Genomic DNA, 20,545 nt, shown 5'->3' on the forward strand with positions numbered 1-20,545 from the left:
GACATATTTCTCTGCGGGGGGGGGGGGGGGGGCCGGGTTGGTGGGTTGTACCCACCCAACAGCGACCGCCCCCCAACCCCAGCTCCCACATTGACCGAGTAGGTCTGTGGATTAGAGGGCAAACGGCAAGTGAACCGTAACCTGCTGACGTTGCGCCAACCGGTGCTCAAACTCCGCCGGATCATGGATCAGCACATCCTGCCCGGCAAACGACTCAGCCGCGATCAAACGTGACAGCCAGAACCGCACGCACGCCACGCGCAGCAGGGTCGGCCACAGCTCGGCTTCCTTCGCGGTAAACGGTCGCAGACCTGCGTACGCACCCAGCAACGCACGAGCGCGCTGGCCGTCGATCACGCCATCCTCGTCCGAGCACCAGTCGTTCAACGCAATTGCCACGTCGTACAGCATCGGGCCGGAGCAGGCGTTGTAGAAGTCGATCAGGCCTGTGAGGTGCGTGCCTTCGAACATCGCATTGTCGCGGAACAGGTCAGCGTGCACGTTGGCGCGGGGCAGCGCGAGTATCTCGGCCTTGTGCGCCTGGATCTCGGTCAACGCATCTTGCAGCAGGCGCTGTTGCGCGCTGTTGAGGTGCGAAATCAGCTGCGCACCTTCACTGAGCATCCACTCCAGCCCGCGATCGGTCTTGCGCTCCAGCACCTTCTCGCCCTGTGTGGCCAGGTGCAGATGGCCAAGCAGGTCGCCGACCTGGGCGCAATGTTGCGCGTTGGCCTCCAGGATGTGCTTGCCGGCCAGGCGCGGTTGCAGCAGCGCCGGTTTGCCCTTCAATTCGCGCAACGCCACGCCGTCGGTGGTGCGCAGCGCGTAAGGCACTGGCAGGTCGGCGTCGTGGAGCACGTCGAGCAATTCGATGAAGAACGGCATTTCCGCGACCGGGCCGCGTTCAACCAGGGTGAGGACGAACTCGCCTTTTTCCAGGCTGACAAAAAAATTGGTGTTTTCGCTGCCGGCGGCAATCCCCTGGAAATCAAGCAGGCGGCCGAGCCCGTAAGGGGCGAGAAAGGTTTCCAGCTCGGGCCGAGCCAGGGGGGTGAACACAGACATGGTTAAAACTGCCAGTACGGGCGCCGCAGTGGACGGCGCCGATTTAAGTTAAGAAATCATTTCCATTCGAAGATCTTCCATGACGGTATCAGCATATCCGGCTGGTCAGAGCGGATGAAGTTCGCGTCGGTTCCGTCCGCGCGCACCAGGAAGTACGGCGGCGCGCCCTTGACCGTGACCTTGATTGCGTAAAGGAAACCGTTTTGGCGGTACTCCTGGATGGTTCTGTTGCCTTCCGTGCGAATGGTCACTTCCGGATCGCCCGAAGGAGCGCTGTCTGCCGCCATGGCAGCCATCGGCGCGAGTGCAATCAAGCCAGCGAAGAGCAGGCGATTGAATGTACGCATGATAACCTTGTCCCTTTGTCGTCAATGGTCCGGCTATTCTAGCGCCTGACCCGCCGAAAAGGTTGATCCCTCTCATGAGCCAAGCCCCCCTCGTCCTGGTGGACGGTTCTTCATATCTGTACCGCGCCTTCCACGCGTTGCCACCGCTGACCACCTCCAAAGGCCTGCCTACCGGCGCGGTCAAGGGCGTGTTGAACATGCTCAAGAGCCTGCGCAAGCAGTATCCCGACAGCCCGTTCGCCGTCGTATTCGACGCCAAGGGCGGGACCTTTCGCGATGACATGTACGCCGACTACAAGGCCAACCGCCCGAGCATGCCCGATGACATGCGCGTGCAAATCGAGCCGCTGCACCAGAGCGTGAAAGCCATGGGCTTCCCCGTGCTGTGCGTCGAAGGCGTCGAAGCCGATGACGTGATCGGCACCCTGGCTCGCAGCAGCGCCGCCGCCAACCGCCCGGTGGTGATTTCCACCGGCGATAAAGACATGGCGCAATTGGTCGACGGGCACATTACCTTGGTCAACACCATGACCGGTAGCGCGATGGACATCGAGGGCGTGAAGGAGAAATTCGGCGTCGCTCCCGAGCAGATCATCGACTATCTGGCGTTGATGGGCGATTCGTCCGACAACATTCCGGGCGTTCCGGGCATTGGTCCGAAGACGGCTTCCGGTTTGCTGGTGGGCGTGAATGGCGGGATCAAAGAACTTTACGAACAAATGGACATTGTGCCGTCCTTGCCAATTCGGGGCGCCAAGACGCTGCCGGCCAAGCTGGAAGAGCATAAGGCGTCGGCGTTCCTGTCTTACCAGTTGGCGACGATCAAGTGTGACGTGCCGCTGGACGTAGGCCTGGACGATTTGTACCTGATTGAACCGGACCGTGAGAAGTTGCTGGAGCTGTACACGCTGCTGGAGTTCAAGAGCTGGATTGATGAGGTTCAGCGCGATGCCAAGCGTGTGGAGCTCAAAGCGGCGCCTGTCGCAGACAATGTGATTGAGGCCGTTGCGGCCGCCCCGGTAGAGGCGACTTACACCACGATTCTCGACCAGGCGACGTTCGATACCTGGCTGAAGAAACTCAACGACGCCAAGCTGTTTGCGTTCGATACCGAAACCACCGGGATCGACGCCCAAAAAGCGCAGTTGGTGGGTGTTTCTTTCTCTGTGCAGCCTTTTGAAGCGGCTTACATTCCGCTGACCCATTCCTACATCGGCGCGCCCGAGCAACTGGACCGCGACACGGTGCTGCTGGCGTTGAAACCGCTGCTGGAAGACCCGACCAAGCTCAAGGTCGGCCAGCACGCCAAGTTCGACATGAACATCCTGGCCAACTGCGCCATTGGTGGCGACCCTGCGCAGGGCATCACTGTGCGCGGCATCGCGTTCGACACCATGCTTGAATCCTACGTGTTGAATTCCACCGCGACGCGGCACGACATGGACAGCCTGGCGAAGAAGTACCTGGATTACGACACCGTCAGCTTCCAGGACATCGCCGGCAAAGGCGCCAAGCAGCTGACTTTCGACCAGATCGCCCTTGAGCAGGCCGGGCCTTACGCGGCTGAAGATGCCGACGTGACGCTGCGCTTGCATCAGGCGCTGCACGCCCAACTCGCCGCCATACCCACGCTGGCCAGTGTGCTGACCGACATCGAGATCCCGCTGGTACCCGTGCTGGCGCGTATTGAACGCCAGGGCGCGCTGGTGGATTCCAAGCTGCTGGGCATCCAGAGCATCGAGTTGGGCGACAAGATGGTGGAGCTGGAGCGCCAGGCGTTCGAGATCGCCGGCGAGGAGTTCAACCTGGGCTCGCCCAAGCAGCTCGGCGCGATCCTCTACGAAAAACTCGGTTTGCCGGTGCTGAAGAAGACGGGCAAGGGCCAGGCCTCCACGGCCGAGGAAGTGCTGGCCAAGTTGGCCGAAGATGATTTCCTGCTGCCTAAAGTGCTGATGCAGTACCGCAGCATGAGCAAGTTGAAAAGCACCTACACCGATCGTCTGCCGGAGCAGATCAACCCGCGCACCGGGCGCATTCACACGTCTTATCATCAGGCGGTGGCGGCGACCGGGCGCTTGTCTTCCAGCGACCCGAACCTGCAGAACATCCCGGTGCGCACCGCCGAAGGTCGGCGGATTCGCCAGGCGTTTGTTGCGCCCAAGGGTTACAAACTGCTGGCGGCAGACTATTCGCAGATTGAGCTGCGGATCATGGCGCACTTGTCCAAGGACGAGGGCTTAATGAATGCCTTCCGTAATGACCTGGACGTGCACACGGCCACGGCGGCGGAGGTGTTCAAGGTCGAGCTGACCGAGGTGACCTCGAATCAGCGTCGCAGCGCCAAGGCGATCAACTTCGGCCTGATCTACGGCATGGGCGCGCAGAAGCTGGGTAAAGACATTGGCGTCGATACCAAGACCGCCAAGGCGTATATCGATGTGTATTTCGCCCGCTACCCGGGGGTTCGTGAATACATGGAGCGCACCCGTGCGCAGGCTGCCGATCAGGGTTTTGTCGAAACCATCTTCGGGCGTCGGCTGTACGTGCCGGACATCAACTCCAACAAGCCTCAGGACCGCGCAGCCGCAGAACGCACGGCGATCAACGCGCCGATGCAAGGCACGGCGGCAGATATCATCAAGAAAGCCATGGTGCGGGTCGACAACTGGCTCACCGATTCCGGCCTGGACGCCAAGGTGATCCTGCAGGTGCACGATGAATTGGTGGTTGAGGTGCGTGAGGATCTGGTTGCTGAAGTCAGCGAGAAGATTCGCGAGCACATGAGTGCTGCGGCCCAGCTGGACGTGCCGTTGGTGGTTGACGTGGGCGTGGGTGATAACTGGGACGAAGCGCACTGATCGAGCGGCGCGGCCATCACCTTGCGTGATGGCAGAATGCTTTAGCTCGGAAGTCAGCGTGAATTATTTCAAATTGTTTTTTTGTGCCGGAACTTAACCTGTGAATTGCTACTCAGAGTTACTGAATGGGTGGTGAAGCCCTTCAATGCTCCTATGTTGTGTTAAGTGTTGGCAGATATCTGGGCCCCGCCCTAACGGTCCAGAACTTGAACCCCGAACTTCCCCTCCCCATACGAAGTCCGGGGTTTTTTTTGCCCGCAGAAACGTTATTCCGCGATTTCTGCGCCCTTGTCCGCCAATTCCATCCAGCCGGCCAGCACGGTGTAAGCGTCTTCCAGGCCCATGCGCTTGGGCGCCGAGAACAGCTGGATAGTGATCGCATCACCCCAACCTCTGCGAATGTCGGCCTGCACTTTGAGCAGCGTGTTCTTGGCTGCGCCGTAAGTCAGCTTGTCGGCCTTGGTCAGCAGAATGTGCATTGGCATGCCGCTGGCCACCGCCCAATCGAGCATCAACAAGTCGAAATCGGTCATTGGATGACGGATGTCCATCATCAGAATCAAACCCTTCAAACTCTCGCGGCCACCCAGATAAGCCTCAAGGTGACGCTGCCAGTGCAGCTTCAACGGGATAGGTACTTTTGCGTAACCGTAGCCCGGAAGGTCGACCAGACGCCGATCATCGTCTAGCTTGAAGAAGTTGAGTAGTTGCGTGCGGCCCGGAGTTTTGGAGGTGCGCGCCAGGCTGGCGTGAGTCAGGGTGTTCAGCGCGCTGGATTTACCGGCGTTGGAACGGCCGGCAAAGGCGACTTCAAAGCCCTCGTCATCGGGGCATTGGTCAACTTTGGCGGCGCTGAGCATAAACGTGGACTGTTGGCACAGGCCGAGGATGGGATTCTTGAGTTGCATGAGATTTCCGATGTGGGCGGTGCCGAAAAAGGGTGCGGCAAGCGGTGTCGTTTCCGTTTGAGTAGCGCCAGTATATAATGCCGCAGATTTTGTGTGTGCTTTGTCCCAGCGAAGGATGAAGTTCACGGGAGCGAAAGACCTTCATTGCGCATTAGAACGCAAAACGCTCTCAAACCCTGAAAAGGTCGATGTATGACCTGATGGTTGCCCGCTTTTGGTGTGCTGATTCCGCTTTACGGCGCTCAGGCTACACAGGATCCGGAAGCGCTGTACAACCGAGTTTGCGTGGTCACGCTGGTGCAACACGTGACCCAGGGTTTCAAGGCAATGCCGCCGCGTGGTTTGTGCATGGACTGCAGTACTGAGGATTACCAGGCCATCATTCAGATGATGGTGAGTAAACCCGGTAGATAACTCTTAAACCTCTTAGCCGTAGTTGGATTAGCTGATGAACAAATTGATCGTGAGTCTGCTGTTGACCCTGGGCATCACCGGTGTTGCCCATGCCTCGGGCGACGCCACAGCCGGCCAGGCGAAAGCCGCCGTGTGTGGTGCTTGCCATGGACCGGACGGCAACAGCCCGGCGCCGAACTTCCCCAAGCTGGCTGGCCAGGGTGAACGTTACCTGACCAAGCAGATGCACGACATCAAGGACGGCAAGCGCACGGTACTGGAAATGACCGGCTTGCTGACCAACCTCAGCGATCAGGACCTGGCAGACATCGCGGCGTATTTTGCCAGCCAGCAAGGCAGTGTGGGAGCTGCCGACCCTAAAACGGTGGCTCACGGTGAAGAATTGTTCCGAGGCGGCAACCTGGAAAAAGGCATGCCGTCCTGCCTCGGTTGCCACTCGCCTAACGGCGCAGGCCTTGCCGCCGCAGGCTTCCCGCACTTGAGCGGCCAGCATGCGCAGTACATCGCCAAGCAACTGACAGACTTCCGTGAAGGTAATCGCACCAACGATGGCGACACCAAAATCATGCAAACCATCGCCAACAAATTGAGCAACAAGGACATCGAAGCGGTTTCCCAGTACATCCAGGGTTTGCATTGATCCCAAGACTACGTTAACGCTCGATTAATCCATCGATGCAAGCATAAAAAGGGTGGCTTAGGCCGCCCTTTTTTGTGCCCTGTGCCGTTACACTAACGAACTCATGCCCGCGTAGACCTGTCACAACAGAGGTCGCGTGAGGCGACTTTATTTGTCCTGGAGTAAAGAATGCGTAATCTGATCCTCAGCGCCGCTCTCGTCACTGTCAGCCTCTTCGGCATGACCGCACAAGCTGCCGACGTGCCGCTTGAAGCCGGTAAAACCTACGTTGAATTGGCTAACCCGGTCCCGGTTTCGGTGCCAGGCAAGATCGAGGTGATAGAGCTGTTCTGGTACGGCTGCCCGCATTGCTACGCCTTCGAACCAACCATCAACCCATGGGTTGAGAAACTGCCTTCCGACGTAAACTTCAAACGCATTCCGGCCATGTTCGGCGGCCCATGGGACGCCCACGGCCAACTGTTCCTGACCCTGGAAGCCATGGGTGTTGAGCACAAGGTCCACAACGCCGTATTTGATGCCATCCAGAAACAAGGCAAGCGCCTGACCAAGCCAGACGAAATGGCTGACTTCGTCGCCACCCAAGGCGTCGACAAAGACAAGTTCCTGGCCACCTTCAATTCCTTCGCTATCCAGGGCCAGATCAAGCAGGCCAAGGAACTCGCGCAGAAATACGGCGTGCAGGGCGTACCGACCATGATCGTCAACGGCAAATACCGCTTTGACCTGGGCACCACCGGTGGCCCTGAGCAAACCCTCAACGTTGCCGACCAGCTGATCGCCAAAGAGCGGGCAGCCAAGTAAAGGAGACGCCATGCGCCGCTGGGGTACCGAACGTGTGGTTGGCCTGCATGATCCGCAGGTCAACGAACATCACCTGGAATCTACAGGACTGCCGGCTGACAGCCGCCTGCGCTTGCTGAGCTTTAACATTCAGGTGGGCATCAGTACCGAGAAGTATCGGCACTACCTGACCCGTGGCTGGCAGCACTTGCTGCCCCACAACGGGCGGGCGCTGAACCTGCAAAAGATCGGCAACCTGCTGAACGACTTCGACCTGGTCGCCCTGCAGGAAGCCGACGGCGGCAGCATACGCTCCGGTTACATCAACCAAGTGGAACACCTGGCCCAGCTGGGTGCCTTCCCGTATTGGTATCAGCAACTCAACCGCAACCTTGGGCGTCTGGGCCAGCACAGCAATGGCGTGCTCAGCCGCTTGAAGCCATGGGCTATCGAAGATCACCCGTTGCCTGGCCCCAAGGGCCGGGGCGCGATCCTTGTGCGCTTTGGCGAAGGCCCGGAAGCCCTGGTGGTGGTCATGATGCACCTGTCGCTCGGCTCACGAACCCGCATGATGCAGTTGGCTTACATCCGCGAGCTGATCGGCAATTACAAACATCAGGTGCTGATGGGTGACATGAACACCCATGCCAGCGACCTGTTGCAAAATTCCCCGCTGCGGGACCTCGGGCTGCTGGCGCCGCAAGTCGAAGCCACGTTTCCCAGCTGGCGCCCGCAGCGCTGTCTTGACCATATCCTGCTCAGCCCGACCCTCACGCTCGAGAGCGTGCAGGTTCTTGCGCAGCCCATCTCTGATCACCTGCCCGTCGCGGTAGAGATTCGTCTGCCGGGTTCGCTCACGGCTGATGCATACCCCGCGTTGAGCCCTGGCCCTCGCGGACCCCTTGCATGAGTGACGACGCCCAGCGCTGGAAAGAGAAATACCTTATAAGCGTTGAGCAACAAGACAAGCTCGAGCGGCGTTGGGCTGCCCGTCTCGACCTGCTGCGTCGAGGCCTGGTCCGCAGCACGCTGGCGGCTGAGGGGACTGACCGCGCGGTCGATCAATGCATGAAGGAAATGCGCGACGTAGTGCGCACCGACGACATGGACGCCGCCCTCGCCGCCTTGCTGCCGCGCCTGGAAAAGGCCGTGCTGGATTCGGAACAGCGCCGCGAAACCCGGGTCGACCAGATCAGCACCGCGCTCACCGCGTTAGTCACGCAGCTACAGAAATTGCCGCTGCCGCGTGAGGTGGCGCGCCCGCTGAAAACCTTCGCCAAGCAGTTGGATGGCCGCGTCGGGCACGCACGGGAGATACCGCTGCTGCTCAGTGAGCTGAGCAGCCTGCAAGGTCAGGCGCTGAATAACCTGGAGCCTGAGGGCGACGCTGCGCGTGCCGGGCCGGGGCTGCTGCAGCGTCTGTTTGGCGCGAAAGAGGTGTCGAATGAAGCGCCGGAGGTCGAACACCCACCGCCGGCGAAGCCTGAACCCGTTGCGCCAAAGTCCGAGCCCGAGCCTCAAGCACCCGCGCAGTCCGATGAGCTGGAACAAGCCCTGCGCGCCTTCGCACCGGTGCCGCCGACACCCGTCGCCGCCTCACCTGAACCTGTTGCGCCTGCCAACGAGGCAGACGTCGCTGGCAAGACATTTGTCTTCGAGGCGCCCGCCACCGTGCAGCCTGTCGAGGCGCTTGAGCCCGAAGGTGTTGAGCCGCCTGTGGAACAATTGGCGCCCGAAAGCGCGCTCGCGGCTTTTATTGAAACGCCCGAGGTTGAGCTCGACACGCCGGATGAAACCTCCATCGGCAGCCTGTCTCTGCCGCCTGTGCTGGACGTTGACGAGCCGGAGCCCGATGCGCAGCACCCGGACGGTATCTACGCCTTGCCCGATTCCCCCGAGCCGTCCTACAGCTCGGTGGCCAAACATATTGAAGACACCCTGCTTGGCCTGCTGGAAGACCTCTCGCTGCCCGAGCGCCACCGTCCCCAGGCCGAAGCCATGCGTGAGCGTCTGGCCCACGGTTTGAACTGGTACGAGCTACTGCCGATCCTTGATGACCTGACGGTGCTGATGCTGGCGGTCACGGACAGCGGCCAGCATGAATTCGAGGCTTACCTCAAGCAGCTCAATGAGCGTCTTGAAGCCTTCCAGGGCCATCTGCAAGTGGCCAGCGACGGTCACGCCGACAGCCGCTCGGCCGCACGCGAGTTGGATACGCAAATCCGTGAGCAAGTTGACGGCTTGCAAAGCAGAGTGCAGGACGCGGCCGACCTGGACAGCCTCAAGCACGTCCTGGAAAGCCACCTCGAAGCCCTGCTCGGCACGATGGACGAACACCGCCAGCAGCGCGACCAGCGCGAGCAGGAAGTGACGGCGCGCCTCAAAGGCTTGGCCGAACGTGTTGCCAACATGGAACAGGAGGCCCAGGGCTATCGCGAGCATCTGGAGGTTCAGCGCCAGAAGGCCCTGATCGACCCGCTTACCGGCCTGCCCAACCGTGCGGCGTGGAGCGAACGCCTGGACCATGAGGTCAACACATGGCACCAGCAAGGCAACAGCCTGGCCCTGGCCATGCTCGACCTCGACCATTTCAAGCGCATCAACGACAACTACGGCCACCTGGCGGGCGACAAGGTGCTGAAGATCATTGCCAGCGTGTTGGGCAAGCGTCTGCGCCCGACTGACTTTATCGCGCGTTTTGGCGGTGAAGAGTTTGTGCTGCTGATGCCCGATTCATCCCTGGCAGATGCTTTGGCCGTAGGCGAAGTACTGCGTGAGGCAATCCAAGCGTGCCCGTTCCACTTCAAGGGCGAGCCGGTGACCATCACCGTGTCCATGGGCGTGGCGCAGTTTCAGCCGGGCGAGCGCAGTGACTCGGCACTCAAGCGCGCCGACGAAGCGCTTTACCGAGCCAAGGCGGCGGGACGTAATCAGGTGCAGGCGGCGTAAAAAATGTTCCTTTTTGTAATTTGACCGTCGGGCGCCACACCATACGTTACACTGTTGCATTATCGTCTTCAGCGTGACGTCTTCCGCCATGAAATCACTGTACTTCGCCTTTGCGTTTCTCCTCCTCGCCGGCTGCGCCAGTGGCCCGCGACTGAACACCAGTTACCCTTCGGTGAACCACGACAACCGCGTGCAGTTTGTCATCGTTCATTACACCTCAACCAACCTTGAACGCTCCCTGGCGCTATTGACCCACGGCCAGGTCAGCAGCCATTACCTGATCGGCGACGACGCCTCGGGCACCATCTACAAACTGGTGGACGAGAGCCAGCGCGCCTGGCATGCCGGGGAAAGCCAGTGGTTGGGCCGCACCTGGCTCAACTCCAGCTCCATCGGCATCGAGATCGTGAACCCTGGTTATCAGGACACGCCGAAAGGCCGGGTATGGTTCCCGTACTCCGAACCGCAAGTGCAGTCGCTGATTGTGTTGCTCAAGGACATCAGCAAGCGCAACCGCATCGACCCCAAGAACATCATTGGCCACAGCGACATCGCGCCGCTGCGCAAACTTGACCCGGGCCCGTTGTTCCCATGGAAACGTCTGGCTGCTGAAGGCTTAGGGGTTTGGCCGGATGAACAAGCGGTCGCACGATTCCAGGTGCAGTACGCAGCAGAGCTGCCGAGCATTACGTGGTTCCAGGAAGAACTGGCGCGCTTGGGCTATCAGACGCCACAGACCGGTGAGCTGGATGTCGCCACGCGCCACGTGATCGCCGCGTTCCAGATGCATTTCCGTCCATCACTGTTTGATGGCACGCCAGATGCTGAAAGTGCCGCGATCCTGCGCGCGTTGAACCGCACTTAAAAGATGAACCCAACCTAATGTGGGAGCGGGCTTGCTCGCGAATGCAGAGTGTCAGTCACCAGATTCATAGACTGATCCACCGCATTCGCGAGCAAGCCCGCTCCCACATTTTTTTCAACCAGATTACAGCGGCAGCGCCATATAGAACTGCGTGCCCTGCCCCGGCCGCGAATACACGCCCATGCGACCGCCATGCAGTTGCACGATTTCCTTGCACAGCGCCAGGCCCAGGCCGGCACCGCCTTTCTTGCGGCCCACCTGCACGAAGGGTTCGAAGATGCGTCCTTGCTGGCCGTAGGCAATACCTTCGCCGTTATCCTCAACGCTGATAATCACCCGTTCGCCATGACGGCGCGCCTGCAGGCGAATCTGCCCGCCATCGGCGGTGTGCCGCAGGGCGTTGGCCAATAGATTGTCGAGCACCCGCTCCAATTGAGCTTGGTCGGCATACAACCGTGGCAAGTCCGATTGCGCTTCCACCAGCAGTTCGATCTGTTGCGCATTCGCCAGCTCCGCGAACCGGGCGCGCGCATGTTCCAGCAGATCGGTGACATCGCACGGCCCCAGCGTGAGTTTTTGCAGGCCGTTCTGGTAGCGGGAAAAGTTGAGCAGGTCGTTGATCAGCTGCATCAGGCGCTGCATTTCTTCATTGACCGTGTCCAGCAGGTCCGCTTCACGAGACTCCGCCGGAAACTTTGCACGCTCGCGAAACAGCCCGAACGCCATGTGCATGCCGGTCACGGGTGTGCGCAATTCGTGGGAGGCGCGCAACACGAACTCGCTGCGTACGCGCTCGAAGGCGCGTTGTTCAGTCACGTCATGCAGCACCATCACCGCGCCCAGAATATGCCCTTGGGTGTGGCTGACCGGCGTCATGCTGTAGGTCAGCAGGCGCAATTCGCCGTCGACTTCCACTTCCAGGTCTTCCGGCGCCCGCTCCAGGTTACCGCCGCGCAGCACCAGTTGCAGTTGTTCATCCATTTCCGGGCGGCCGAGTGCCTCGCCCAAACCCTGACCCAGGCGCGCCTCGTCCCAGCCCAGTTGCCGCTGTGCAACAGGGTTGAGGTGCTCCAGGCGGCCCTGGCGGTCGATCATCAGCAGGCCATCGTCGATGCTGTCGAGCACCGCTTGCAGGCGCTGTTGACCGGCCAGCAGCTCATCCACATTGGTCGCCTGATGCTGGCGCAGCGCTTCGGCCATGATGCCGAAGCGACGGGTCAGTTGATTCATTTCTGCCGCCGAGGAAATCGGCAGCGTCACTTCGAAGTCGCCTTGCCCGATCTTGTCGGCAGCTTTGGCCAGCGCCTCGATCGGCCCGCCAAAACGCCGGGCGATCCCGTGCGCCGTGACGAAACCGATGATCAGCACCGCCAGCCCTACCAGCCCGAGCAGCCCCGCAATCAGCAGCGCGCGCTCGCGGGATTTGTGTTCACTGGTGCTGATGTTTTCCAACGCCTTCTTGTGCTCAGCGATCAAGCCGTTGCGCAGCACATTGAAGTTTTCGGTCAGTTTTTCCTTGCTGCCGGGCGGCGGTGACGCTTGCTGGGATTCGTCAAACGCCTCCAGCAGGTTTTGGTAATTCGTGCGGGCCTGTTTGAAGCCGTGGCTGTGGCCGTCGCTCTCTTCGTGGGCGACGCCCTGATCCAGCAGGTCAAAATAATGCTGTTTCGACGCTTGCAGCGCCTCGGGGTCGGGGCGCTTTTCCAGCATCATGATCAATTGGTCGCCCAGGCTTTGGCGCAGCTTCAGCCCCAGGTCCAGGGTGATGAAATTGCTGCGTATCAGCGACTCCTGGGTTTTGGCCATTTGCATGACGCTGACCAAGCCCAGAATCAAACCCAGCAGGGCGACGGTAATCAGCGCTGAGATGCTCAGGAACAACCGAGTGCGCAATTTCATCGCAAGCTTCATAGGGTACAGCTCACAAGTTGTACTGTTTACGTTTGCGGTAGAGCGTCGACGCATCGATGCCCAGCGTGCGGGCCGCCTGGTCCAGGGTGTCGCTGGTGGCGAGTACGGCGCCGATATGCGCTTTCTCCAGCTCGTCCAGGCTCAAGGCTGCGCCAATTCGCGGTGCATTATTGGTCGGTTGCTCGGCCATCCCGAGGTGGCTGATTTCGACCTTCTCTTGCGGGCAAATAATGCTGGCGCGTTCCACCACGTTACGCAGCTCGCGGATGTTGCCCGGCCAGCGGTAGTTGAGCAGCGCCTCACGTGCGTCATCGCTGAAGCCCCGCGCAGGCCGGGCGTATTCCTTGACGAAGCGCGCCAGGAAGCGGTCGGCCAGGGTCAGGATGTCTTCACTGCGCTCACGCAGTGGCGGCAGGTGCAAAGTGATGACATTGAGGCGGTACAGCAAGTCTTCACGGAAGCGGCCGTCACGCACCATGTCTTCCAGGTTCAGGTTGGTGGCCGCCAGAATGCGCACGTCGGCGCGGCGCGTCACCGGGTCGCCTACGCGTTCGTATTCCTTGTCCTGGATGAAACGCAGCAACTTGGGTTGCAAGGTAAGAGGGAAGTCGCCGATCTCGTCAAGGAACAGCGTGCCGCCATCCGCCTGGTTGACGCGTCCCAAAGTGCTTTCGCTGGCGCCGGTAAACGCGCCGCGGCTGTGACCGAACAGCTCGCTTTCCATCAATTCCGCCGTCAGCGACGGGCAGTTGATGGTCACGCAGGATTTTTTCGAGCGCTTGCTCCAGCCATGGATGGCACGGGCCAACTCACCCTTACCGGTGCCGGACTCACCGAGGATCAGAATGTTTGCGTCGGTGCCTGCCACTTGGCGTGCCGTTTCCAGCACCACCATCATCGCCGGGCTGTGGGAATCGAGGCCATCTTTGGGCTGGCGCACTTCGCCTTCCAGTGCTTCCAGCCGCGCCGACAGCTGACGCACTTCCAGCTGCTTGGCGGTGGCCAGGCGCAGTTGGTCTGGGCTGCACGGCTTAACCAGGTAATCAGCTGCACCCGCTTGAATGGCATCCACAGCGGTATCTACAGCGGAATGCGCAGTCACAATCACCACGCGCATCCAAGGCGCCTGGATGCGCATTTGCGCCAGTACATCCAGGCCATTGTCTTCGCCCAGGCGCAGGTCGAGGAAGCACAAGTCGAACACTTGGCGCTGCATCAGGGCGTCGGCTTGAGCGGCGCTGTTGGCGGTGGCGACGGTGTAGCCTTCATCTTCCAGGCAATAACGGAAGGTGCGGAGGATCGCGGATTCGTCATCCACTAAAAGAATGCGGCCTTGAAGTTCCTTGGCTGATTCCATCTGTCCCGCGCTCCTTAACTATATGAATGATGGTGATTAGTCCCGGAATAATCGGGCAAGTTGCATGGTTTATTCTGATTCATAAAAAGCATTTTCGCGCAGGTATCTGCGCTCCTTCCTACAAGCGCTCTGGATAGTGGCTTTTTATGCCTTCTTGCCAGTTCGGCAATGGGTTAATGGCTTTCGATCCGTCGACCCGACCATTGGCTATCGTGCATTTCGCACGGCCAGGATAGGGCCATCGTGCAGGATGCTGGGCCATGTATCGGTGATTGATTCATAAGCTGCTGATTTTATTAGGTTTTATTTTGTAAAAAAACTGGCATGCACTCTGCAATATCCCTCCCAACAGACGAATAATCAGAATGCGGGAGAAATGCAGCATGACTCGCCAAAGCCTCAGCCAACTACGTGTATCGCCACTGCGCTTGCAGCAAGGTCTGTTTGCCAGCCTGGCGTTGATGGTCACGATGATTGCCGGCCAGCAGTTGCAGCATGTGCAACACAGTCAGCAGCAAACCCCGCAATTTGAACGTCCAGTAATGACTCAAACCCATTTCCGTTCCGTTGGCAGCGCCTCCGCCGACGTTACCGCCCCGCAACTGAGAGTGGCTGACCAGGATTCGACCCTTGGCGAGCTGCCCGTTCAAGAGCGTTGGGTGTTCTAGGCAATAAACCGCCGCTCATGTTGAGCGGCTGTACGGCATCACCGTTGTTACTTCTATAAGAGCTAAGGAGAATCATCATGTTGAGTTGGGCAATCACATTTCTGATCATCGCCATTGTGGCTGCAGTTCTGGGCTTCGGTGGTATCGCGGGCACCGCCACGGGTATCGCCAAGATCCTGTTCGTGGTCTTCCTGGTGATGTTCATCGCTTCGTTCTTCTTCGGTCGTCGCGGCCGAGGCTGAATATGACCACTCTGACCCTCAAAGCCATTGCTGTCGCCCTGCTCCTGGGCGGCAGCGGTCTGGTGATGGCCGCCAATGACGGCCAGACCCGGGCCAATGAATTGCTCACGTCGGACCCGCAGTTTCGCGAGACGTGGCAAGGCGTGGTGAAGAAAGAAGAGCGCCTGCCGGAATGGGTGATGAACCTGTCCGGTACGGCTGAGCAGATGAATGCTGTGCAAGAAGATGGCGACAAGTATTTGGTCGGCCCACTCTGCGAGACCGCAGACACGTGCCTGAACAATCGCCTTATTGTTGCCTTCAGTTACGACAAGAAACATGCCTACGCCATGTTGGTACAAGTCCCGGCCGGTTTGCCGGCGGACAAGTCGCCAACCCGGCACGCCGACTACCGTTTCCTGGGTGAGCCGAAAGAAGGCATGCAGAAGTTGCTCATGGAGCAACTGAAGAAAGACCCGAATTGGTACTAGGTTGCTTCTGACGCGAACCGCGTCAATGAAGCCTTTGTCCATAGAAAGAAGCCCTTCGCTTCTTTCTGCCTGCACCGCTCGCCAAGAGAGGTGCATGACCAGGGGGCCGGGTTGCTCTGATCGTTTAAGATCGGCGTCACCTACGGGTACAGGGAGTGCCTGCGAAAGGGCCGGGTCAGGTGAAGAGCTGCGACGCAAGTTCACAAGTCCTCAAGCTTGCTGAACTTGCGGCGGGCTTATGACTCGTACGCCACTCTTCTCATACAGCTCATAGCCGAAATTTTCTGCATTGCTCAGGACTAATCATTTCCTGGTGTGTCTGAGCGACCATCTATCGAGAAAATTTCACCCACGCTAACGAGCTCTGCTGACGTCAATCCCGTGAATTCTCAGGCATTTCTGCCAACTGTCACAGGTCGTCCAACTTCTCTGAGCGAGCCGGTACTGGCACGTCGACGGCATATTCACCCGCTGTAATGGCGGAATCGAACTGACCAGTCGGACAGTTAATTTCGATAAAAGTCATGCCGATTCGGCATAGGGTAGGCGTTTACGGCATTAGACGTCGCACGCTTGCATGGGAATAGTTGCGCCTTTTTTCGCCTGCCAGTAAGCCATTTCGGCCACGCTGCGGTGACCTTCTACGGAGGCAGATGCACACACTTTTTCGCTTTCGAGCGTTGCAGCGGGCGCATTTGCCTTAAGTCCACTTGAAGTAAGGGTAATGACATGAAGAAGGCAAAGCTAAGCCTCGCCTGGCAGATCCTCATCGGTTTGGTGCTGGGGATCGCAATCGGTGCAGTGCTCAACCATTTCAGTGCTGAAAAAGCCTGGTGGATCAGCAATGTGTTGCAGCCAGCGGGCGATATCTTTATCCGCCTGATCAAGATGATCGTGATCCCGATTGTGATTTCCTCGCTGATCGTCGGCATTGCCGGTGTGGGCGACGCGAAAAAGCTCGGGCGTATCGGCGTCAAAACCATCCTTTACTTCGAAATCGTCACCACCATCGCCATCGTGGTCGGCCTGCTGTTGGCCAACCTGTTCCACCCAGGCGCCGGCATCGACATGAGTACCCTGGGTACTGTCGACATCTCCAAGTACACCGCCACCGCAGCCGAAGTGCAGCATGAGCATGCGTTCATCGAGACGATCCTCAACCTGATCCCGTCGAACATCTTTGCCGCCGTGGCCCGTGGCGACATGCTGCCGATCATCTTCTTCTCGGTGTTGTTCGGCCTCGGCTTGTCGAGCCTCAAGCCCGAGCTGCGCGAGCCGCTGGTGACCATGTTCCAGGGCGTTTCCGAGAGCATGTTCAAAGTCACCCACATGATCATGAAGTACGCGCCGATTGGCGTGTTCGCATTGATCGCGGTGACCGTCGCCAACTTCGGCTTCGCCTCGCTGCTGCCGCTGGCCAAGCTGGTGATCCTGGTTTACGTCGCCATTTTGTTCTTCGCCTTTGTGGTACTGGGCCTGATCGCTCGCCTGTTTGGCTTCTCGGTGATCAAGCTGATGCGCATCTTCAAGGATGAGCTGGTACTGGCCTACTCCACCGCCAGCTCCGAAACCGTGCTGCCGCGCGTGATCGAGAAGATGGAAGCCTACGGCGCGCCGAAAGCCATTTGCAGCTTCGTGGTGCCGACCGGCTACTCGTTCAACCTCGACGGTTCGACCCTGTACCAGAGCATCGCGGCGATCTTTATTGCCCAGCTGTACGGCATCGACCTGTCGATCGGCCAGCAATTGATGCTGGTACTCACGCTGATGGTCACCTCCAAAGGCATCGCCGGCGTGCCGGGCGTGTCCTTCGTGGTGCTGCTGGCCACTCTGGGCAGCGTGGGCATCCCGCTGGAAGGCCTGGCGTTCATTGCCGGTGTCGACCGTGTGATGGACATGGCGCGTACCGCACTCAACGTAATCGGCAATGCTTTGGCCGTGTTGGTCATCTCCCGTTGGGAAGGCATGTACGACGACGCCAAGGGCGAGCGCTACTGGAACTCCCTGCCGCACTGGCGCAGCAAAGAAGCCTTGCCGACCGCCCAAGCCACTCGCGGCTGACAGCTCACGGCTTGAAAGCAAACCCCGGAAAATTCCGGGGTTTGTCGTTTCTGTCAGCCCCGCTATCATTCGCCCCATCTTTCGGGGGATTTAACTGATGCTCAATGGCCTGTGGCTTGGCTTCTTTGTCGTGGCAATGGTGTCAGCACTGGCGCAATGGCTGATCGGCGGTAATGCCGGGATTTTCGCGGCGATGGTCGAAAGCATTTTCGCCATGGCCAAATTGTCGGTGGAAGTGATGGTGCTGCTGTTCGGCACCCTGACCTTGTGGCTGGGCTTTTTGCGAATCGCCGAAAAAGCCGGGATCGTCGACTGGCTGGCCAAGGCCCTCGGGCCGCTGTTCCGCCGCCTGATGCCGGAAGTGCCGGCGGGCCATCCGGCCATCGGTTTGATTACCCTCAACTTCGCTGCCAATGGCCTGGGCCTGGACAACGCTGCCACGCCCATCGGCCTCAAGGCCATGAAGGCGTTGCAGGAACTCAACCCCATCCCCAATACCGCGAGCAACGCGCAGATTTTGTTCCTGGTACTCAATGCGTCTTCGCTGACGTTGCTGCCGGTGACCATCTTTATGTACCGCGCCCAACAAGGCGCTGCTGACCCGACACTGGTGTTTCTGCCGATCCTGTTGGCCACCAGCGCCTCAACCCTGGTCGGCCTGCTGTCGGTGGCCGTGATGCAACGCCTGCGCCTGTGGGATCCGGTGGTGTTGGCGTACCTGGTTCCCGGTGCGCTGATCCTCGGCGGCTTCATGGCATTGCTGGCGACGTTGTCGGCCACGGCGCTGGCGGGCTTGTCTTCGATCCTCGGCAACCTGACGCTGTTTGGCCTGATCATGCTGTTTTTGGTGATCGGCGCGCTGCGCAAGGTGAAGGTGTACGAGGCGTTTGTCGAAGGTGCCAAAGAGGGATTCGACGTTGCCAAGAACCTGCTGCCGTATCTGGTGGCGATGCTCTGCGCGGTTGGGGTATTGCGCGCCTCCGGCGCACTGGATTTTGGCCTGGAAGGGATTCGCCATCTGGTGGCCTGGACGGGCATGGACACGCGTTTCGTTGACGCCTTGCCGACCGCGATGGTCAAGCCGTTCTCAGGCAGTGCCGCGCGTGCGCTGTTGATCGAGACCATGCAGACCAAGGGTGTGGACAGTTTCCCGGCACTGGTGGCGGCGACGATTCAGGGCAGTACGGAAACCACCTTTTATGTGTTGGCGGTGTACTTTGGGTCGGTGGGGATTCAGCGGGCGCGGCATGCCGTTGGCTGTGCGTTGCTGGCTGAGTTTGCCGGTGTGGTGGCGGCGATCGCGGTGTGCTACTGGTTCTTTGGCTGAGGCTTAAATCCTGTGGCGAGGGAGCTTGCTCCCGCTGGGCCGCGAAGCGGCCCCAACAAGGTTTCGCAGGTGTGTCAGTTAAAACTCACTGGCTGATTTTGGGGCTGCTGCGCAGCCCAGCGGGAGCAAGCTCCCTCGCCACAAAGGCCCCATTGCCCTGCTGCACCACCCAATCAACCACCTGCCTGTTCAACTGATCCCCCGCCACCCCAAACCCGGCCACCACCGCCGGCACCTTGGTATCGCTGACAGGCTGGCGCACTTCAAACCGCCGGCTGGCGATAATCCGCTGGTCACGCCCGCGCACCAGCCGCGCATCCAGCCGAATCACTACCTCCACCGCACTGCCCCGGTACTCACTCTGAAACGCCTGTAACTGCCCGCCCAGCTCATAATCGGCCTGCAGGTTGGTCTCGTCGGTACTCAGCAGCGTCACCCGCCCATCGCGCTGGAAGCCGTCCATAAACCGATTGCGCAGCAGCACCGGCGTCGGGTCGCTCCAGCGCGAGTTGGCGTAGCTGCTGATCAGGTCGCCATTGGGCACCACGGCAATGCGCGGGCTGTCGAGAAACTCGCTGGTCTGCGGTTTGCTGATGCGCAGCGACCAACTCACTGGAGCGGCTTGAGTGGTGGCTTGCGCCGAAGCCAGGCGGTAAACGTCGGACGGGTCCGGCTTGGGCAGGATCGAGCAGGCGCTGATCAGGGCCAAGGCCGCGGGAGCGATGATGTGGTAAGCACGCTTCATGGCGTGAACTCCTTGTTCTTGTCGCTGCCCAGCAAGTAACCGCTTGGGTTGGCTTCGAGGCGGCGGGAGATGGCGCGCAGCGACCCGAGGGTTTCGCGCAGTTCGCGCACGGCCGGCGCCAGTTCGTTGAGGCCTTGCAGGCCGCTGTTGACCGAGTCCTTGTTGTCGGTCAGCAAGGTGTTGATGGTCGCGGTGCTTTTTTCGAGGGACTTCATGGCCTGTTCGGCGCTGCCGAAAGCTTGCTTGCCTTGATCGTTGAGCAAGCCGTTGGCGCTGCGCATCAGCGTGGTGGTTTGTTCCAGCGCGGCGCTGGCCTGTTTGCTCACTTGCATCAGTTGCTGCATCACCACCTTGATGTCGCCGCGTTGGTCGGCGATGGCGCCGGTGGTTTGTTGCAGGTTGTCGAGGGTGTTGCTCAGGCGCTCGACGTTCTCGCGGGAGAACATGTGGTTAGCGTTGTGCAGCAGCAGGTTGATGCTGGTCATCAGGTCGTTGCTGTTATTGAGCAGGCGCGCGATTGGCGACGGCGAGGCGATGATTTCCGGCAGGTTGCCGTCTTTGCCCCGCAGTTCCGGGCTTTGCGGTGTACCGCCGCTTAGCTGGATGATCGAGGTGCCGGTGATGCCGGTCAGCGCCAGCTTGGCCTGGGTGTCTTCCTTGATCGGCGTTTGCCCGGCCAGGCGGATGCGTGCCAATACGCGGCGCGGGTCTTTGGGGTCCAGGCGCAAGCTGGTGACGTCGCCCACCTTGATCCCGCTGTACTGCACCGCGCTGCCCTGGGACAGGCCGCTGACCGCTTCGTTGAACACCACTTCATAGTCCTGGAAGGCGCTGTCGACGCTGGACTTGGCCAGCCACAGGCCGAACAGCATCGCGCCGACCACCACGATCACGCTGAACAGACCGATCATCACATGATGGGCTCGGGTTTCCAT

At 59.9% G+C, this 20,545-nt stretch carries 18 protein-coding genes and 2 pseudogenes; 13 read left to right on the plus strand and 7 right to left on the minus strand.

What is annotated here, in order from left to right; all coding sequences use genetic code 11:
- Window positions 1-111 precede the first annotated feature (111 nt).
- Window positions 112-1,065, minus strand: coding sequence for a homoserine kinase (locus Q7C20_RS23255; protein ID WP_348054683.1), 954 nt, complete (start codon window positions 1,063-1,065; stop codon window positions 112-114).
- A gap of 56 nt (window positions 1,066-1,121) precedes the next feature.
- Window positions 1,122-1,412 carry a DUF2782 domain-containing protein gene (locus Q7C20_RS23260; protein WP_348054682.1) on the minus strand — a complete coding sequence of 97 codons (291 nt, stop codon included), beginning with the start codon at window positions 1,410-1,412 and terminating at the stop codon, window positions 1,122-1,124.
- 74 nt (window positions 1,413-1,486) lie between these two features.
- On the opposite strand from Q7C20_RS23260, the gene polA reads away from it, so the two are divergent.
- A complete protein-coding gene (polA, locus tag Q7C20_RS23265) occupies window positions 1,487-4,270 on the plus strand; it encodes a DNA polymerase I (protein WP_375070567.1) in 2,784 nt (927 codons plus the stop codon).
- Window positions 4,271-4,536: 266 nt separating this feature from the next.
- Here polA and yihA read toward each other — a convergent pair whose 3' ends face one another.
- On the minus strand, window positions 4,537-5,178 hold the full coding sequence (gene yihA, locus Q7C20_RS23270) for a ribosome biogenesis GTP-binding protein YihA/YsxC (RefSeq protein WP_348054680.1): 642 nt from the start codon (window positions 5,176-5,178) through the stop codon (window positions 4,537-4,539).
- A 204-nt stretch (window positions 5,179-5,382) separates the two neighbouring features.
- Between yihA and Q7C20_RS23275 the strand changes: the two are divergent.
- The 7 genes and pseudogenes from Q7C20_RS23275 to Q7C20_RS23305 all read left to right on the plus strand — a co-directional run.
- A pseudogene (locus tag Q7C20_RS23275) lies at window positions 5,383-5,466 on the plus strand (cytochrome); the annotation flags it as partial.
- A gap of 3 nt (window positions 5,467-5,469) precedes the next feature.
- A pseudogene (locus tag Q7C20_RS23280) lies at window positions 5,470-5,592 on the plus strand (hypothetical protein); the annotation flags it as partial.
- Between the two features lie 34 nt (window positions 5,593-5,626).
- Entirely contained in the window at window positions 5,627-6,232 is a 606-nt protein-coding gene (locus Q7C20_RS23285) for a cytochrome c4 (RefSeq protein ID WP_348054678.1), read from the plus strand.
- Window positions 6,233-6,400: 168 nt separating this feature from the next.
- Complete coding sequence (gene dsbA / locus Q7C20_RS23290) at window positions 6,401-7,036, plus strand: thiol:disulfide interchange protein DsbA (protein WP_348054677.1); 636 nt, start codon at window positions 6,401-6,403, stop codon at window positions 7,034-7,036.
- A 10-nt stretch (window positions 7,037-7,046) separates the two neighbouring features.
- Window positions 7,047-7,925: an endonuclease/exonuclease/phosphatase family protein gene (locus tag Q7C20_RS23295; RefSeq protein WP_348054676.1), complete on the plus strand. Its 879-nt coding sequence runs from the start codon at window positions 7,047-7,049 to the stop codon at window positions 7,923-7,925.
- Window positions 7,922-9,964 carry a diguanylate cyclase gene (locus Q7C20_RS23300; RefSeq protein WP_375070570.1) on the plus strand — a complete coding sequence of 681 codons (2,043 nt, stop codon included), beginning with the start codon at window positions 7,922-7,924 and terminating at the stop codon, window positions 9,962-9,964. Before Q7C20_RS23295 ends, Q7C20_RS23300 begins: the two co-directional genes overlap by 4 nt.
- 88 nt (window positions 9,965-10,052) lie before the next feature.
- The gene (locus Q7C20_RS23305) at window positions 10,053-10,829 is read left to right on the plus strand and encodes an N-acetylmuramoyl-L-alanine amidase (RefSeq protein ID WP_375070572.1); all 777 of its coding nucleotides are present in this window, start codon (window positions 10,053-10,055) and stop codon (window positions 10,827-10,829) included.
- A gap of 123 nt (window positions 10,830-10,952) precedes the next feature.
- On the opposite strand, the gene Q7C20_RS23310 is transcribed toward Q7C20_RS23305, so the two are convergent.
- Both Q7C20_RS23310 and algB read right to left on the minus strand, forming a co-directional pair.
- Window positions 10,953-12,740, minus strand: a complete 1,788-nt coding sequence (locus Q7C20_RS23310; RefSeq protein ID WP_348054673.1) for an ATP-binding protein — start codon at window positions 12,738-12,740, stop codon at window positions 10,953-10,955.
- A gap of 10 nt (window positions 12,741-12,750) precedes the next feature.
- Window positions 12,751-14,097, minus strand: coding sequence for a sigma-54-dependent response regulator transcription factor AlgB (algB, locus tag Q7C20_RS23315; protein WP_094949662.1), 1,347 nt, complete (start codon window positions 14,095-14,097; stop codon window positions 12,751-12,753).
- Between the two features lie 383 nt (window positions 14,098-14,480).
- On the opposite strand from algB, the gene Q7C20_RS23320 reads away from it, so the two are divergent.
- The 5 genes from Q7C20_RS23320 to Q7C20_RS23340 all read left to right on the plus strand — a co-directional run bounded on the left by Q7C20_RS23320 (window position 14,481) and on the right by Q7C20_RS23340 (window position 18,865).
- The gene (locus tag Q7C20_RS23320; RefSeq protein ID WP_375070575.1) at window positions 14,481-14,765 is read left to right on the plus strand and encodes a hypothetical protein; all 285 of its coding nucleotides are present in this window, start codon (window positions 14,481-14,483) and stop codon (window positions 14,763-14,765) included.
- Between the two features lie 77 nt (window positions 14,766-14,842).
- A complete protein-coding gene (locus Q7C20_RS23325) occupies window positions 14,843-15,007 on the plus strand; it encodes a DUF1328 domain-containing protein (RefSeq protein WP_003170804.1) in 165 nt (54 codons plus the stop codon).
- 2 nt (window positions 15,008-15,009) lie between these two features.
- Complete coding sequence (locus tag Q7C20_RS23330; protein ID WP_375070579.1) at window positions 15,010-15,477, plus strand: inhibitor of vertebrate lysozyme family protein; 468 nt, start codon at window positions 15,010-15,012, stop codon at window positions 15,475-15,477.
- A gap of 729 nt (window positions 15,478-16,206) precedes the next feature.
- Entirely contained in the window at window positions 16,207-17,538 is a 1,332-nt protein-coding gene (gltP, locus tag Q7C20_RS23335) for a glutamate/aspartate:proton symporter GltP (protein ID WP_348054669.1), read from the plus strand.
- A gap of 97 nt (window positions 17,539-17,635) precedes the next feature.
- On the plus strand, window positions 17,636-18,865 hold the full coding sequence (locus Q7C20_RS23340; protein WP_348054668.1) for a nucleoside recognition domain-containing protein: 1,230 nt from the start codon (window positions 17,636-17,638) through the stop codon (window positions 18,863-18,865).
- 85 nt (window positions 18,866-18,950) lie between these two features.
- Here the strand turns inward: Q7C20_RS23340 and Q7C20_RS23345 are convergent, their stop codons facing one another.
- Both Q7C20_RS23345 and Q7C20_RS23350 read right to left on the minus strand, forming a co-directional pair.
- Window positions 18,951-19,610 carry an ABC-type transport auxiliary lipoprotein family protein gene (locus Q7C20_RS23345; protein WP_375070582.1) on the minus strand — a complete coding sequence of 220 codons (660 nt, stop codon included), beginning with the start codon at window positions 19,608-19,610 and terminating at the stop codon, window positions 18,951-18,953.
- Complete coding sequence (locus Q7C20_RS23350; protein WP_375070584.1) at window positions 19,607-20,545, minus strand: MlaD family protein; 939 nt, start codon at window positions 20,543-20,545, stop codon at window positions 19,607-19,609. The genes Q7C20_RS23345 and Q7C20_RS23350 overlap by 4 nt, the downstream gene beginning before the upstream one ends.

Origin of the sequence: Pseudomonas sp. AMR01 (genome assembly GCF_041946035.1) — a bacterium.
Classification (GTDB): Bacteria; Pseudomonadota; Gammaproteobacteria; order Pseudomonadales; family Pseudomonadaceae; genus Aquipseudomonas; species Aquipseudomonas antarctica_B.

Coding starts and splice junctions, on each gene's coding strand:
- Q7C20_RS23310 (WP_348054673.1), bottom strand. CDS start 12,740: ATGAAGCTTGCGATGAAATTGCGCACTCGGTTGTTCCTGAGCATCTCA.
- Q7C20_RS23255 (WP_348054683.1), bottom strand. CDS start 1,065: ATGTCTGTGTTCACCCCCCTGGCTCGGCCCGAGCTGGAAACCTTTCTC.
- Q7C20_RS23330 (WP_375070579.1), top strand. CDS start 15,010: ATGACCACTCTGACCCTCAAAGCCATTGCTGTCGCCCTGCTCCTGGGC.
- Q7C20_RS23320 (WP_375070575.1), top strand. CDS start 14,481: ATGACTCGCCAAAGCCTCAGCCAACTACGTGTATCGCCACTGCGCTTG.
- yihA (WP_348054680.1), bottom strand. CDS start 5,178: ATGCAACTCAAGAATCCCATCCTCGGCCTGTGCCAACAGTCCACGTTT.
- algB (WP_094949662.1), bottom strand. CDS start 14,097: ATGGAATCAGCCAAGGAACTTCAAGGCCGCATTCTTTTAGTGGATGAC.
- Q7C20_RS23295 (WP_348054676.1), top strand. CDS start 7,047: ATGCGCCGCTGGGGTACCGAACGTGTGGTTGGCCTGCATGATCCGCAG.
- gltP (WP_348054669.1), top strand. CDS start 16,207: ATGAAGAAGGCAAAGCTAAGCCTCGCCTGGCAGATCCTCATCGGTTTG.
- Q7C20_RS23305 (WP_375070572.1), top strand. CDS start 10,053: ATGAAATCACTGTACTTCGCCTTTGCGTTTCTCCTCCTCGCCGGCTGC.
- Q7C20_RS23340 (WP_348054668.1), top strand. CDS start 17,636: ATGCTCAATGGCCTGTGGCTTGGCTTCTTTGTCGTGGCAATGGTGTCA.
- Q7C20_RS23345 (WP_375070582.1), bottom strand. CDS start 19,610: ATGAAGCGTGCTTACCACATCATCGCTCCCGCGGCCTTGGCCCTGATC.
- dsbA (WP_348054677.1), top strand. CDS start 6,401: ATGCGTAATCTGATCCTCAGCGCCGCTCTCGTCACTGTCAGCCTCTTC.
- Q7C20_RS23325 (WP_003170804.1), top strand. CDS start 14,843: ATGTTGAGTTGGGCAATCACATTTCTGATCATCGCCATTGTGGCTGCA.
- polA (WP_375070567.1), top strand. CDS start 1,487: ATGAGCCAAGCCCCCCTCGTCCTGGTGGACGGTTCTTCATATCTGTAC.
- Q7C20_RS23350 (WP_375070584.1), bottom strand. CDS start 20,545: ATGGAAACCCGAGCCCATCATGTGATGATCGGTCTGTTCAGCGTGATC.
- Q7C20_RS23300 (WP_375070570.1), top strand. CDS start 7,922: ATGAGTGACGACGCCCAGCGCTGGAAAGAGAAATACCTTATAAGCGTT.
- Q7C20_RS23260 (WP_348054682.1), bottom strand. CDS start 1,412: ATGCGTACATTCAATCGCCTGCTCTTCGCTGGCTTGATTGCACTCGCG.
- Q7C20_RS23285 (WP_348054678.1), top strand. CDS start 5,627: ATGAACAAATTGATCGTGAGTCTGCTGTTGACCCTGGGCATCACCGGT.